We start from the raw sequence: 13,845 nt of genomic DNA on the forward strand, positions 1-13,845 counted from the left end.
GGGATGTTCCGCGACAGGAAGATCGGACGTAAGCGCCCCGCGTCGCGGGATCAAGACACGCAAAAGCCGCCGGCGGGCAAGCGCGGGCGGCTTCGAACACTTCAGGCGGGTTCCTGGCGGCGGCGATCGTGTCGGCGGGACGGCGTGGGGATCCGCTGGGTCCCGTCGGCCACAAACGCTACCGGAGCTTAGATCGCGATGCCGATCAGGGCGGCGGCGACGCCGACGGCGGCGGCCAGGAAGAAGCCCACGGCCATGCGGTCGAGAGCGGTTTCGAAAGCGAAGACGGTATTGGTCATCACACACATCCTTGAGTTTGGGTTGCGAGGCGCGGTGATCGAGAAGGCCGCCCCCGTTCCAGACCGAGCCCGATCTGGACAGTGCTTAGATAACATCTATCTGAACGACGTCAAGATGAATCTTTACGCCGTTAGGATGGATTTTTGAACAGGAACGGTTACAGTGTCGGAGATGACACAGACTCCCTCCTCCTTGGCGCCGTCCGAAGCCCGCCCCTACCACCATGGCGACCTCAGCCGCGCCCTGGTCGAGGCCGCCCGTCGCATCCTCGAGACCGAGGGGCCGGCGGCGCTGTCGCTGCGGGCGGTGGCGCGGGAGGCGGGCGTCAGCCCGGCCGCGCCCTACCACCACTTCAAGGACAAGGGCGAGCTGCTGGACGCCGTCGCCCACGAAGGCTGGCACGCCCTGGACGCCGCCCTCACCGAAGCGCGGGCCAAGTCCGTCGACAGCAAGGAGCGGATGACCAGCCTGGGCGTGGCCTATGTCTGTTTCGCCCGCGACAACCCCGCCCTCTATCGCGTGATGTACGACTGCTCGCGCGACAAGGACGCCCTGCCCGACCAGATGAAGGAAGAAGGCGCCTACTGCCAGGTGCGCAACACCATCGACGAGCGCAGCGGCGGCACGGCCTCGCCGATCGACCTGGAGCTGGCCACGATCGCCGCCTGGTGCGCCGGCCACGGCCTGGCCGAGATGATCAGCTTCAAGCAGTTCGCGCCGCTGAAGGAGGCCCTGGGCGGCGAGGAGGCCTTCCTGCGCGGCGTGTTCGAACATCTGGGCATGTTCGCCAAGCTCGACCAGGCCTGAATCTGTTGATCGGCGAACGCCGCACGCCCCCTCCGTCTCGTCGCTGCGCGCCGAGCCACCTCCCCCGTACGTTCCGCTACGGGTGAGGAGATGACCTTCGCCACCCGCTTCGCCCCCTCCCCGACCGGCCATCTGCATCGCGGCCACGCGTTCTCGGCCCTGACGGCCTTCGACGCCGCCCAGGCCGAGGGCGGCCGTTTCGTGCTGCGGATCGAGGACATCGACGCCACCCGCAGCCGGCCCGAGTTCGAGGCCTCGATCCTGGAGGACCTGGCCTGGCTGGGCCTGACGTGGGAACGCGTCGTCCGCCGCCAGTCCGAGCACCTGGCCGAGTATCACCGCGCCATCGACGTGCTGCGCGAGAAGGGCCTGGTCTATCGCTGCTTCCGCACCCGCAAGGAGTTGGACATCGGCCGCGCCCCGCACGAGCCGGCCAGGCCCTTCGTCGGCGGCCCGCTGCCGCCCGCCGAGGAGGCCGCGCGGCTGGAGCGCGGCGAGGCCTTCGCCTGGCGGCTGTCGCTGGACGCGGCCCGCGGCGCCCTGGGCAGTTTCGACGGCCTGGCCTTCGTCGAGGAGGGCGCGGGCCCCGACGGCGAGACCGGCCTGATCCACGCCCGCCCCGAGACCGCCGGCGACATCGTCCTGGCCCGCAAGGACGTCGGCGTGGCCTATCACCTGGCCGTGGTCCTGGACGACGCCCTGCAGGGGATCACCCACGTGATCCGCGGCCAGGACCTGTTCGAGGCCGCCCACATCCAGCGCCTGCTGCAGGCCCTGCTGGACCTGCCGACCCCGACCTACCGCCACCACCGCCTGCTGGTCGGTCCCGACGGCAGGCGCTACGCCAAGCGCGACAAGGCCCAGACCCTGCGCGAGCTGCGGGCGGCGGGCGTGACGCCCAAGCAGCTGCGGGCGGAGATGGGCCTCTAACCGCCGCCGGCCTGATCCACCAGCTGGCTCATCGCCTTCAGATAGACCCCGAAGGCCGCGCGCCCCTCGTCGGTCAGCCGGACCCGGGTCAGCGGCTTGCGGCCGACGAAGCTCTTGTCGATCGCCACGTAGCCGGCGTCCTCCAGCTTGCGCAGGTGGACCGAGAGATTGCCCTGGGTCACCTCCAGCAGGTCCTTCAGCTCGGTGAAGTCCGCCACCTCGGCGCTGGCCAGATAGGCGACGATCCCCAGCCGCACCCGGCCGTGGATGACGTCGTCCAATCCGCTGATGTCGAACCTGCCGCTCACGCTCGCCTCAGGCCGCCGCCGTCACGGCGCTCTGGCGCAGGGCCTGGCGCATCATCCAGAAGCCCGGAACCATCATCAGGGCGAAGAGCCCCAGGGTGGCCACCAGCAGGAAGAGGTCCGGGCGATCGATCAGCAGGCCCATGGCCAGGCCCGCCCCGATCCATCCGATCGACACCAACGCCGTCCACAGCTTCTTGCGCAGCATGAAGATCACGTACCAGACCGCGCCCTGCAGCACGAAGACCACGGCCGGATGGAACAGCCAGTAGCGGAAATCGTGGTTGCGCGTGGCCGCCGCGGCGAAGATCACGACCAGCGTCAGGTTGGCGATCCCCGCGCCCTGGAAGGCCGCGTTGACGGCCCGATTGGCCACGCCGTGGGTCGGACGCTTGCGATCGACCACGATCACCACGGTCATCAGGACCAGGAAGATCAGCGTCGGAACCCAGGCCAGGGCCAGATTGCCCGCCACCGGCATGCGGAGCGCCCCGATCGCCTGGGCGTAGTGACCCAGGCACTCCAGGCCGTAGATCAGCCCCGCCGAACCGTAGAGCGCGCCGCCGGCCACGCCAATCCCGCCTTCGCCCCGCCCCTCGGCCAGGGTCCGCAGGAAGGCCAGGTCGTCCTGCACGGACTTGATCTTGTCGTTCATGGGCAAGGTCCCCTCGTTTGCGCATCATGGCCGGTCACAGGATTCGTCCCAACAGCGGCAGGCGTCGCAGGGCCAGGGTCAGCAGCCAGCTGAGGGCGATGGCGGCGGCGGTCACGACCAGCCCCTTGGCCAGCCCGCCCCAGGCCTGGGGCAACAGCAGCCAGCCCAGCCAGGCGGTGAAGACGTAGTGGGTCAGGTACATGCCGTAGGCGTTGGCCTGCAGGCTGCGTCCGACCGGCCTGGTCTTGCGCGCGAAGCGCAGGAACACGGCCGTCACCGCGAAGGTCAGGCTGGCGCAGGCCACGACGAAGGCCAGGCCGCCCACCACGTCCAGCACCGGCTTGGGCGGCGGGTTGGGCGAGAAGGCGACGATGAAGACCGCGATCGCCGCGATCACCGCCGGGACGGGCAGGATCTGCCACGCCCACCAGCGTCGGGCCAGCGCGCCCTGCGGATCGGTCAGCCCCTGGCCGACGCCCGCCGCCCCGAACGCCAGGCCGGCCAGGAAATAGACGAGGTAATGGCCGATGCGGCCGGTCTGGACCGTGAACGGCCCCTCCGTCGTCCAATGGCCGAACGGCAGCACCATGTTCAGCGGCACATAGGCCAGGGCGCTGGCGGCGATCAGCAGCAGGAAGGCGCGACCCGGGCGCCGCGCGGCGCCTTGCGTCCAGCGACCCAGCGCCGGGATCAGACGGGGGAACAGGGCGTCCAGCGCCGCCGCGACCGCGCCGAACGCCAGCAGCACCCACAGGAACCAGGCCGGGCCGCTGGGCCAGAACGGCAGGTGGGTCCAGGCCTGGACATAGGCGCCCAGCGACGGCGTCCCGCCCGACTGCAGCCAGGCCGGAAAATAGGCCAGCGGCGCCAGCAGCACCGTCCCGATCACGAACGGGACGCCCAGCCGCAGCGCCCGGCCCTTCAGGAAGCCGCCCGTCCCCTTGGCCTTCAGGCTCTCGGCGACGAACAGCCCCGAAACCAGGAACATCGCCGACATGAAGAAGATGTCGTTGACCAGGGTGAAGAGGCCGAAGCCGGCGAACCTCTGAGGGTCCACCACGGGGAACGCGGTCCACAGGATCGGCGGGGCCCCGAACGCCTTCGGCGGCGGCGCGTACGGATGATAGGTCAGTACCGCATGGTGGGCGACGACCAGCAGGGTCAGGAAGGCCCGCATCGCGCCGACGGGCGCGTTTCGGACGACGGAACCGGCCTGGGCCGGGGTCTCCAGGGATTTCAGAGGCGCGTGCATGGCCGGGCTCCGTTGCGATGGCCGGACCGTGCATCAACTTGTTTGTTTTGTAAACTAGTTGATCGAACATCGTTGCGCGACATGAATGCGGGCGCGCGCCGTCCGACACCCTTGCCCCCTCCCCGCCGTCATGCTCACTGCGGGGCTTCAGCACGACGGGATTCACATGAGCAAGATGATCTGGGGCGCCGCCCTGTCCGGCGCGTTCGCCGCCCTGGCCGTGGCCGGCTCGGCCCACGCCGCCGAACCCAAGTTCACTCCGGGCGCCTGCGCCGGCGACTATTCGGGCGTCACGAACAAGATCGAGTGCGGGACCCTGACCGTCGACGAGACCCGGGGCGGGCCCGGCACGCGGCGCGTCTCGCTTCCCGTGACCATCGTCAAGGCCAGCGCCCCCAAGCCCGGCGCGGTCCCGGTGGTCTATCTGCACGGGGGCCCCGGCGGCGGCCTGGTGGAGGGCGTCGGCCGGCTGTTGCGCAGCGTCAGCGGCCGCGAACTGGTGGCGGTCGACCAGGACTGGATCTTCTTCGACCAGCGCGGCGGCGGCGTGGCCCAGCCCCTGCTCGACTGCGGGACCCTGGCCCTCAACGACGCCGGTCCGCTGAGCGACGCGGCCGCCCAGCAGGCGATCGCCTGCGCCCAGCGCCTGAAGGAGTCGGGTGTCGACCTCTCCCGCTACAACGCCGAGGAGGTGGTCAAGGACATCCAGGACCTGCGCAAGACCCTGGGCCTCAAGCAGATCGACCTGATGGGCGTCTCGTACGGCACCCGCATCGCCCTGGCCGTGGTCAAGCACGACCCGGCCGGCGTGCGCGCCGTGGTGCTGGATTCGCCCTGGACGCCCGAAGCCAAGTGGGCCGAGGGCGGGCCGGAGATGGTGTCCGACGCGGTGAAGGAGATCTTCAAGCGCTGCGCCACCGACGCCGCCTGCAACGCCAAGTATCCGCATCCGGGCGCCGACCTCGACGGCGTGGCCGCCAAGCTGCTGGCCGCCCCCGTGGTCCAGAACGGCCAGACCTACACCGCCGACCTGCTGGGCGGCTTTCTGATGGACGCCGCCTACAGCGGCCCCGACGCCCGCGCCCTGCCCGCCACCGTGGCCAAGTTCGCGGCCGGCGACCTGTCGGCCCTGGACGACACCCGCGCCGGGGCCGGCTATCGAGAGGCCCAGTTCTTCACCCACCTGTGCAAGGAGGAGTTCCCGTTCGAGAGCGAGGCGGCGACCCGCGCCGGCGCCCAGCGCGACGTGGTCAGCCGCCTGACCGAGAAGTCGTTCGGCCGCCTCTTCACCGTCTGCAAGGCCTATCCGGTCGGCGCGCCCGATCCGGTCGAGGCCCAGCCGGTCTCCAGCGCGATCCCGACCCTGTTCCTGGCCGCCGAGATCGACCCCGGCTGCCCGCCCTCCGTGGCCAAGGCGGCGGTCAGCCGCTTCTCCAAGGGCCAGCTGACCATCATCCCCAACGCCACCCACGGCGTGTCGCGCGGCAGCACCTGCGCGCGCAAGATGATCCGCGGCTTCCTGGCCGACCCGACCGCCCCGATCGACCAGAGCTGCCTGCATCCGGAGCACGACAAGTTCGTGTTCGACCTCGGGGAATAAAGACTTATCTCTTTATATCAGTGACTTATCCGCCGCAGCGACGGGGACATGCCCTTGCGGCGTGTCCCCAACCGCCTGGCTCGGCGCGAAATCTGGGGACACGCCCAAGGGCATGTCCCCGTCAGAGACGCGTCTCCGCCCTCCGGGAATTTCCAGCCGACCGATGGGGGTTCCGCACCATGGCGCGCTCCGATCCCCGACCGGATAGTCCCATCCGGCCCAACAGGCGCCGGGTGGAGAGCGTATCGTGGAACAGCGTCGATCCCGCCGTTGGGCGCTCGCCATTTCCGCGGCCGCCTGCTGCCTCTCCCCCCTCCTGGCCCATGCCCATGAGAGCGACGTCGAGCTGGCCAAGAAGCTGAACAACCCGGTCTCGAACCTGATCAGCGTGCCGTTCCAGCAGAACTACGACTGCTGCTACGGCCCCGAGGACGGCGGGCGCTACACCCTGAACGTCCAGCCGGTGATCCCGCTGTCGCTGAACCAGGACTGGAACCTGATCGTCCGCACCATCGTGCCCATCGTGAAGAAGGAGCACGCCTATCCGGGCGACGACACGGCGTTCGGCCTGAGCGACACCACCCAGAGCTTCTTCATCTCGCCCAAGGCCGAGCACAACGGCCTGGTCTGGGCGGTCGGGCCCGCCGTGCTGTGGCCGACGGGCGAGTCGGACCTGGGGACCAAGAAATGGGGCGCCGGCCCCACCGCCCTGCTGCTCAAGCAGGAGCACGGCTACACCTACGGCGTGCTGGCCAACCACATCTGGTCGTTCGCCGACGCCGGCGACCACGACCGGCCGGACGTCAGCCAGACCTTCATCCAGCCCTTCTTCAGCTACACCGACAAGGCCACGACCACCTACGGGATCAACGCCGAGAGCAGCTACAACTGGAAGACCAAGGGCTGGACCGTGCCGATCAACCTGACGGTCACCCACGTCTACAAGTTCGGCGAGCAGAGGGTGTCGCTGGGCGGCGGCGTGCGGGCCTACGCGGCCCAGGACGGCGTCGGTCCGGAATGGGGCCTGCGGTTCATCGCCACCTTCCTCTATCCGAAATAGAGCCGCGCGCGGAAAAGCAGCCATGACCGAGCCCCCGGGATCCCGCCCTGTCCTGCCCTCCGACCTCGGCGCCGTGCGCACGGTGCTGGCGGCCGACCGGACCCTGATGGCCTGGCTGCGCACCTCGCTGTCGATGCTCAGCTTCGGCTTCACGATCTACAAGTTCCTGGAGACCGCCGCCAAGGCGGGGTCCCTGGCGCGTCCGGAAAGCCCGCAGAAGGTGGGCCTGTTCCTGGTCGCCATGGGCACGGCCGCCATGGTCATGGGCGTGATCGACTACTGGATCACGGTCAGGCACGTGCGCAAGACCGAGGCCTTCCGCCTGGGCCGTTCGGTGCTGGCCATGTCGCTGCTGCTGGCGCTCGCCGGTGTCGCCCTGTTCCTGGCGATCATAGATCGGGCCGTCTGAGCCCTACTCGACCACCCAGTAGCGATAGCCGTAGGCCGGCACGAACCCCAGGCCGCTGTACAGGGCGATGGCCGGGGCGTTGTCGGCCTCGACCTGCAGGTAGGCGCGCCGCGCGCCCAGGGTCGCGGCCTCGTGCAGCAGGGCCGCCAGGACCCGGCTGGCCAGACCCTTGCGGCGGTGCGCCGGCAGGGTGCGCATGCCGAAGATCCCCGCCCACTCGCCATCGACGGCGCCGGCGCCCAGGGCCGCCACCTCGCCCTCGACTTCCAGCCGCGCGAAGCGGGCCGGCGCGGGGATGCGGGACAGGGCGTCCAGGCGCTCGCGGGCGTCGGCGGCGTTGCCGGCGGCGCTGGCGGTCAGCACGGCCTCGAAGGCCGGATCGGGCGCGTGCGACAGGGTGACGGCCAGGTCCGCGGCGCCCGCGATCGTCCCCCCGGTCTCGCCCACCATCACCAGGGTGCCGTGGGTGGGCCTGTAGCCGCGGGCGCGCAGGTGTTCGGAGAGGTTGGCCGGGACCACCGCCCCGTCCGACAGCTTGAACCGGGCCGGCAGGCCGCGCGCGGCGTAGAAGGCCTCGGTGGCCGCGATGGCCTCGTCGATGGGCCGGTCGGGCTCGCCCAGCGGCCAGCAGGCGTTGATGCGCAGCGACCAACCGTCCGAGGCGTTCAGCCGCCAGCCGCCCAGGGCCCCGCTCTGGCGCGCCGGCCAGGCGCGATCGGCCACGATTTCGAGGAAGCGGGGATCGACGGTCATCGACTCATCAATAGCAGAAGGGCGCCGGCTCGTTGGAACCGGCGCCCTTCAAATTCGCGTAGAGGCGGGAACCTAGAGCGGCTTCAAGTTGGACGCCGCGATCTTGCCGCGCTCCTCGGCGGTGTCGAAGCTGACCTTCTGGCCTTCGTCCAGGCCGCGCAGGCCCGCCCGCTCGACGGCGCTGATGTGGACGAACACGTCCTTGCCGCCGTCATCGGGCTGGATGAAGCCGAAGCCCTTGGTGCCGTTGAACCATTTCACCACGCCGGTCGCCATGGAGTGTCTCCTAGAGATAGCCGATCCAATGCCCGGACAAGCGGGCGGTAACAATCTCAGTCGTCCGGGTAGCGGTTCGCGGGCCCAAATCCAGGATTGCACGGCACAGTGGACACGCCCCCGTTGAGGGGTCAATTCAAAAAACACGGATATTCCTGGGCGTGCGCCACGGGTTTTCACCCGTCTGCGGTCAGTGTTCGCGCAGCAGGGCCTCGACCAGGGCGCGGGCTTCGGGGCTGTCCCACTCGGCCGGTCCCGCCAGCCGGGCCCGCTCGCGCCCCTGCTTGTCGTAGAGGACCGTGGTCGGATAGCCCTGGGCGCGCGGGTCCAGCTCGAACGACAGCTTGTAGCCGGGGTCGCGATAGACCTGCAGCGGCGGATTGGCGGCCATCTCGGCCTGGACCAGGTTGAGGTCGCTGTCGCGGTCGACGCTGATCGGCAGCACCTTCAGCGGCTGGGTCGCGTAGGCGCCCTGCAGCCGGGCCAGGGTGGGCATCTCCTTCTTGCAGGGCGCGCACCAGGTGGCCCACAGGTTCATGACCACCACCTGGCCCTTGAAATCGGCCAGGGTGTGGGGCTTTCCGGCCCCGTCGGTGAACACCGTGGCCGGCGCGGCGCGCGGCTGGGCCGGCACGTCCAGCTTTGCTAAGGACGCTTTCTTGAATTCGTTGAGGTCGAGCGCGCCTGCGGGTTTGAACGAAGCCTGAGCGATGACGTATAGAACCGCCGCGACGCCGATCAGCAGCGCGGCGCCGATCACCCACTTCAGCGGGCCGAGCTTGCGCGCGGCTTCGTCTCTTTCCGACTGGAATTGGCTCATATGACCGACAACGCCTCCGATAAGCCCGCCGCCAACGGCCAGGGCCAAGCCATGTGGGGCGGAAGGTTCTCGGCCAAGCCGGCGGAGCTGATGCAGGCGATCAACGTCAGCATCGGCTTCGACAAGCGCCTGTGGGCGCAGGACCTGGCGGGCTCCCGCGCCCATGCGCGGATGTTGATCAGCCAGGGCGTGATTGCAAGCGCCGACGGCGAGGAAATCCTCAAGGGCCTGGACGCCATCGAGGGCGAGATCACGGCCGGGGCCTTCCCGTTCCGCGACGAATACGAAGACATCCACATGAACATCGAGGCGCGGCTGCGCGAGTTGATCGGCCCGACGGCCGGCCGCCTGCACACCGCCCGCTCGCGCAACGACCAGGTGGCCGTCGACTTCCGCCTGTGGGTGCGCGAGGCCTGCGAGCGTTCGGCCGGCCAGCTGGAGGCGCTCCAACGCGCCCTGATCGCCCAGGCCGAGGCCCATGCCGACGCCCTGATGCCGGGCTTCACCCACCTGCAGCCGGCCCAGCCGGTGACCTTCGGCCACCACCTGATGGCCTATGTCGAGATGTTCGGCCGCGACGCCTCGCGCTTCCGCGACGCTCGCGCCCGGATGAACGAGTGCCCGCTGGGCGCCGCGGCGCTGGCCGGCTCGCCCTTCCCCATCGATCGCCATCAGACCGCCGCCAGCCTGGGCTTCGACCGCCCGACCGCCAATTCGCTGGACAGCGTCTCGGCCCGCGACTTCGCCCTGGAGGCCCTGTCGGCCGCCTCGATCGCCGCCATGCATCTGTCGCGCCTGGCCGAGGAGATCGTGCTGTGGACGACGCCGATGTTCGGCTTCATCAAGCTGACCGACGCCTTCACGACCGGCAGCTCGATCATGCCGCAGAAGAAGAACCCCGACGCGGCCGAGCTGATCCGCGCCAAGGTCGGCCGGATCCTGGGCTCGCTCACCACCCTGACCGTGGTGATGAAGGGCCTGCCGCTGGCCTATTCGAAGGACATGCAGGAGGACAAGGTCCCGACCTTCGAGGCCTTCGACGCCCTGGAGCTTTCCCTGCTGGCCATGGCCGGCATGGTGTCGGACCTGACCCCGAACACCGAGAAGATGGCCGCCGCCGCCGGCGCGGGCTTCTCGACGGCCACCGACCTGGCCGATTGGCTGGTCCGCGAGCTGAACATGCCTTTCCGTGACGCCCACCACGTGACAGGCTCGGCCGTGAAGGCCGCGGAGACCAAAGGCGTCGACCTGGCGGACCTGTCGCTCGGCGAGTTCCAGGCCATCGAGCCGCGGATCACCGACGCGGTCTACGCCGTCTTGACCCCGGCCGCCTCGGCGGCCAGCCGCATGAGTTATGGCGGGACCGCTCCCGCCCAGGTCCGCGCCCAGATCGCGCGTTGGAAGGAACTGCTCGGATGATCCGCCCCGTCACTATCCTGACCGTCGCCGCCCTGGCCCTGACCGCCGCCGCCTGCGGCAAGCAGGCCGAGCTGGAGCGTCCCGCCCCGCTGTGGAACGCCCAGAAGAAGGCGGCCTACGAGGCCGAGCGCCGCAAGGGTTCCGCCACGGCCAACCAGCCGGCCCGCGCCAACGGCACCCAGGAGAACATGGACCCGGCGTCGAGCAACCGCACGACCCGCGCCGCGCCGCTGGGCGGCACCCAGTCCGACCCCTTCGGCGGCCCCTCCGGCGCCGGCTTCCCCAGCTCGCAGCCCAACTAGGCCTTCTTAAGTGAACCATTTCGAATACGGCCCGGAGGGCCTGGCCTGCGAAGGCGTCCCCCTGGCGCGCATCGCGGCCGAGGTCGGCACGCCGGTCTATGTCTATTCCCGCGCCACCCTGGAGCGGCACTTCACGGTGTTCCGCGACGCCCTCCTGGCGGCCGGGGTGGTCGACCCGCTGGTCGCCTACGCGGTGAAGGCCAATTCCAACGTCGCGGTGCTGAAGGTGCTGGGCAAGCTGGGCGCCGGCGCCGACACCGTGTCGGAGGGCGAGGTGCGCCGCGCCCTGGCCGCCGGCATCCCCGCCGAGCGCATCGTGTTCTCGGGCGTGGGCAAGAAGCGCGGCGAGATCGCCTTCGCCCTGCGGGCCGGCGTGGCCGAGATCAACGTCGAGTCCGAGCCCGAGCTGAACCTGATCGCGGACGTCGCGGCCGGTCTGGGCCTGAAGGCGAAGGTCGCGTTCCGGGTCAATCCGGACGTCGCGGCCGGCGGCCACGCCAAGATCGCCACCGGCAAGTCCGAGAACAAGTTCGGCGTCTCGTTCGCCGAGGCCGCGCGCCTCTACGCCAACGCCAGCAACAACGCCAATCTCGAACCGATCGGCGTGGCCTGCCACATCGGCAGCCAGATCACCGATCTCGCGCCGATGCGCGCGGCCTTCACCAAGATGCGGGGCCTGGTCGAGCAACTGCTGGGCGAAGGCCTGCACGTCGAGCGGCTGGACCTGGGCGGCGGCCTGGGCGTGCCCTATTTCAACCACCCCGAACCGCCCTCGCCGGCCGAGTTCGCCAAGATGGTCGGCGAGGTCACCCAGGGCCTGCCCGTGACCCTGGCCTTCGAGCCGGGCCGCGTCATCGCCGCCAACGCCGGCGTGCTGGTCTCGGAAGTCATCCACGTCCACGAGCGCCCGGAAGGCCGCAAGTTCCTGGTGATCGACGCGGCCATGAACGACCTGGTGCGTCCGGCCATGTACGACGCCTTCCACGACATCCGTCCCGTGACCAAGCGGGCCGGCGAGGCCGTCTACGACGTGGTCGGGCCCGTCTGCGAGACGGGCGACACGTTTACACGTGATCGCGCTTTGCCGCCGCTGGCGACAGGCGACCTGGTGGCCTTCATGTCGGCCGGGGCTTACGGCGCGGCCATGGCCAGCGAGTACAACACCCGCCAGCTGGTGCCCGAGGTGCTGGTCGACGGCGACAAGTACGCCGTGATCCGGGCCCGTCCCTCGTACGAGGAGATGCTGGGCCGGGACGTGCCGCCGGACTGGGTGTAGGCGCCCTCGGCCCAGGAGGACTCAAGGGCGACCCCGCCGGACATCGCGCGCCGCGACCTGCCTAGCTGTTCCCCACGCCCGACGCGGCTGCGTGGAGGACCTTGCCCAGCATGTCCGTGGCGCTGAAGCCGGCCGGGGCCTGGCGCGGCGGGAAGTCCGTGAACGTCGCCGCATGCACCTGGAGCAGGTAGGCCGCCGGCATGACCGTCCACAGCTTCTCGCCGACATAGATCGGGTAGTAGGGCGCGTCCATGTGCTGCTCGAACGGGTCGTTGCGCAGATTGACGGGCTGGGGGACGGTCGGCGTGCGCAAGGTCCCGGCGAACCAGTCGTCCTTCAGCGCGAAGTGGATCTTCCAGTCGCGGAACCGCACGGCGAACAGGTTCTGCTCCCCGTAGTAGAAGAACTCCTCGCGCGGCGAGTCCTCGGCCTGGCCGGTCAGGTAGGGAAGCTGGTTGTAGCCGTCGAGATGGACCTTGAAGGTCTTGTCGCCGGCCTGGTGGCCGCTCAGCAGCTTGTCCTTGATCTCGGGCTCGCCGGCCGCCGCCATCAGGGTCGGCACGACGTCCTCCAGCGAGAAGATGCCGTTCAGCACCTGGCCCTCGGGAATGTTTCCCGGCCAGCGGATCAGGAAGGGCGCGCGGAAGCCGCCCTCCCAGCCCAGGCCCTTCTCGCCCCGGAACGGCGAGGTGCCGCCGTCGGGCCAGCTGAACTTCTCGGCGCCGTTGTCGCTGGTGAAGACGACGATGGTGTCGTCGGCGATCCCCAGGTCGTCGAGCTTCTTCAGCAACTCGCCCACGACCCAGTCCAGCTCCATCAGGCCGTCGGCATAGACGCCCAGCCCGGTCTTGCCCGCCCAGCGCTCGGACAGCCGGGTCCAGACGTGCATGCGGGTGGTGTTGTGCCAGAGGAAGAACGGCTTGCCCGTCGCCGCCGCGCGATCGAGGAAGTCCAGCGAGTGCGCCAGCAGGTCGTCCTCGACCGTCTCCATCCGCTTGCGGGTTAGCGGGCCGGTGTCCTTGATCGTCTGCTTGCCGACCCGGCCGAAGCGGGGGTCGACGGTCGGGTCGTCGGTGTCGGTCGCCTTGCACTCCAGCACGCCGCGCGGCGCGAAGAGGGTTTTGAATTTCTGGTTATCCTTGGGGTAGTCGGGCTGCTCGGGCTCTTCCTCGGCGTTGAGGTGATAGAGGTTGCCGTAGAATTCGTCGAAGCCGTGAACGGTGGGCAGGTATTCGTTGCGATCGCCCAGATGGTTCTTGCCGATCTGGGCGGTCATGTAGCCGAGCGGCTTGAGCAGCTCCGCCAGGGTGGGATCCTCCTTCTGAAGGCCCTGGGGCGCGCCCGGCATGCCCACGGTGGTCAGGCCGGTGCGGATGGGCAGCTGACCGGTGATGAAGGCGGCGCGGCCGGCGGTGCAGCTGGCCTGGGCGTAGGCGTCGACCAGCAGGGCGCCCTGCTTGGCGATCCGGTCGATATTGGGCGTCTTCGTGCCCATGACGCCCCGGTGATAGGCGCTGACCTCGAACCAACCCAGGTCGTCGGCGATGATGGCCAGGATGTTGGGACGCTTGGCTTGGCTCGGCATGGGCGGGCCTCCTCGCTCGGATGATCGCTTGCGCCGGGAGAGACCGGCGGTCGCGATTACGGCGAGGCTGTTCGGATGTTCCTATCAGGCGAAACC

At 69.6% G+C, this 13,845-nt stretch carries 15 protein-coding genes; 8 read left to right on the forward strand and 7 right to left on the reverse strand.

The genetic code is table 11. The features are described from left to right. Positions 1-471 precede the first annotated feature (471 nt). Both BR39_RS0123860 and gluQRS read left to right on the forward strand, forming a co-directional pair. Positions 472-1,107 carry a TetR/AcrR family transcriptional regulator gene (locus tag BR39_RS0123860; protein WP_029916907.1) on the forward strand — a complete coding sequence of 212 codons (636 nt, stop codon included), beginning with the start codon at positions 472-474 and terminating at the stop codon, positions 1,105-1,107. 90 nt (positions 1,108-1,197) lie between these two features. Continuing rightward, positions 1,198-2,037 carry a tRNA glutamyl-Q(34) synthetase GluQRS gene (gluQRS, locus tag BR39_RS0123865; protein WP_029916909.1) on the forward strand — a complete coding sequence of 280 codons (840 nt, stop codon included), beginning with the start codon at positions 1,198-1,200 and terminating at the stop codon, positions 2,035-2,037. Here the strand turns inward: gluQRS and BR39_RS0123870 are convergent. Genes BR39_RS0123870 through BR39_RS0123880 form a run of 3 tightly spaced genes read right to left on the reverse strand, consistent with a single transcriptional unit; the run spans position 2,034 to position 4,249 of the window. Then, complete coding sequence (locus tag BR39_RS0123870; RefSeq protein ID WP_029916911.1) at positions 2,034-2,345, reverse strand: transcriptional regulator; 312 nt, start codon at positions 2,343-2,345, stop codon at positions 2,034-2,036. The genes gluQRS and BR39_RS0123870 overlap by 4 nt on opposite strands. A gap of 7 nt (positions 2,346-2,352) precedes the next feature. Next, complete coding sequence (locus tag BR39_RS0123875) at positions 2,353-2,997, reverse strand: hypothetical protein (protein ID WP_029916913.1); 645 nt, start codon at positions 2,995-2,997, stop codon at positions 2,353-2,355. Between the two features lie 34 nt (positions 2,998-3,031). Continuing rightward, complete coding sequence (locus tag BR39_RS0123880; RefSeq protein WP_029916915.1) at positions 3,032-4,249, reverse strand: acyltransferase; 1,218 nt, start codon at positions 4,247-4,249, stop codon at positions 3,032-3,034. Positions 4,250-4,415: 166 nt separating this feature from the next. Between BR39_RS0123880 and BR39_RS0123885 the strand changes: the two genes are divergently transcribed. The 3 genes from BR39_RS0123885 to BR39_RS0123895 all read left to right on the forward strand — a co-directional run bounded on the left by BR39_RS0123885 (position 4,416) and on the right by BR39_RS0123895 (position 7,318). Then, positions 4,416-5,849, forward strand: a complete 1,434-nt coding sequence (locus BR39_RS0123885; RefSeq protein WP_029916917.1) for an alpha/beta hydrolase — start codon at positions 4,416-4,418, stop codon at positions 5,847-5,849. A 247-nt stretch (positions 5,850-6,096) separates the two neighbouring features. Beyond that, the gene (locus tag BR39_RS0123890) at positions 6,097-6,909 is read left to right on the forward strand and encodes a hypothetical protein (RefSeq protein WP_197026754.1); all 813 of its coding nucleotides are present in this window, start codon (positions 6,097-6,099) and stop codon (positions 6,907-6,909) included. Positions 6,910-6,931: 22 nt separating this feature from the next. Then, positions 6,932-7,318 carry a YidH family protein gene (locus tag BR39_RS0123895; RefSeq protein ID WP_029916921.1) on the forward strand — a complete coding sequence of 129 codons (387 nt, stop codon included), beginning with the start codon at positions 6,932-6,934 and terminating at the stop codon, positions 7,316-7,318. A 3-nt stretch (positions 7,319-7,321) separates the two neighbouring features. Here the strand turns inward: BR39_RS0123895 and BR39_RS0123900 are convergent, their stop codons facing one another. From BR39_RS0123900 to BR39_RS0123910, 3 genes are all read right to left on the reverse strand, one after another. Then, positions 7,322-8,071 (reverse strand): GNAT family N-acetyltransferase, encoded by a 750-nt coding sequence (locus tag BR39_RS0123900; RefSeq protein WP_029916922.1) that lies wholly within the window; start codon positions 8,069-8,071, stop codon positions 7,322-7,324. Between the two features lie 72 nt (positions 8,072-8,143). Beyond that, the gene (locus tag BR39_RS0123905) at positions 8,144-8,347 is read right to left on the reverse strand and encodes a cold-shock protein (RefSeq protein WP_029916924.1); all 204 of its coding nucleotides are present in this window, start codon (positions 8,345-8,347) and stop codon (positions 8,144-8,146) included. A gap of 190 nt (positions 8,348-8,537) precedes the next feature. Continuing rightward, positions 8,538-9,167, reverse strand: coding sequence for a TlpA disulfide reductase family protein (locus BR39_RS0123910; RefSeq protein ID WP_029916926.1), 630 nt, complete (start codon positions 9,165-9,167; stop codon positions 8,538-8,540). Between BR39_RS0123910 and argH the strand changes: the two genes are divergently transcribed. Genes argH through lysA form a run of 3 tightly spaced genes read left to right on the forward strand, consistent with a single transcriptional unit; the run spans position 9,168 to position 12,164 of the window. After that, complete coding sequence (gene argH, locus BR39_RS0123915) at positions 9,168-10,586, forward strand: argininosuccinate lyase (protein WP_029916929.1); 1,419 nt, start codon at positions 9,168-9,170, stop codon at positions 10,584-10,586. Beyond that, positions 10,583-10,888 (forward strand): hypothetical protein, encoded by a 306-nt coding sequence (locus BR39_RS0123920; RefSeq protein ID WP_029916931.1) that lies wholly within the window; start codon positions 10,583-10,585, stop codon positions 10,886-10,888. The genes argH and BR39_RS0123920 overlap by 4 nt, the downstream gene beginning before the upstream one ends. A 10-nt stretch (positions 10,889-10,898) precedes the next feature. Next, a complete protein-coding gene (gene lysA / locus BR39_RS0123925; RefSeq protein ID WP_029916932.1) occupies positions 10,899-12,164 on the forward strand; it encodes a diaminopimelate decarboxylase in 1,266 nt (421 codons plus the stop codon). 61 nt (positions 12,165-12,225) lie between these two features. Here the strand turns inward: lysA and BR39_RS0123930 are convergent, their stop codons facing one another. After that, positions 12,226-13,749, reverse strand: coding sequence for an arylsulfatase (locus tag BR39_RS0123930; RefSeq protein WP_029916935.1), 1,524 nt, complete (start codon positions 13,747-13,749; stop codon positions 12,226-12,228). Positions 13,750-13,845 lie beyond the last annotated feature (96 nt).

This window comes from Caulobacter sp. UNC358MFTsu5.1 (assembly GCF_000712075.1).
Taxonomy (GTDB): Bacteria; Pseudomonadota; Alphaproteobacteria; order Caulobacterales; family Caulobacteraceae; genus Caulobacter.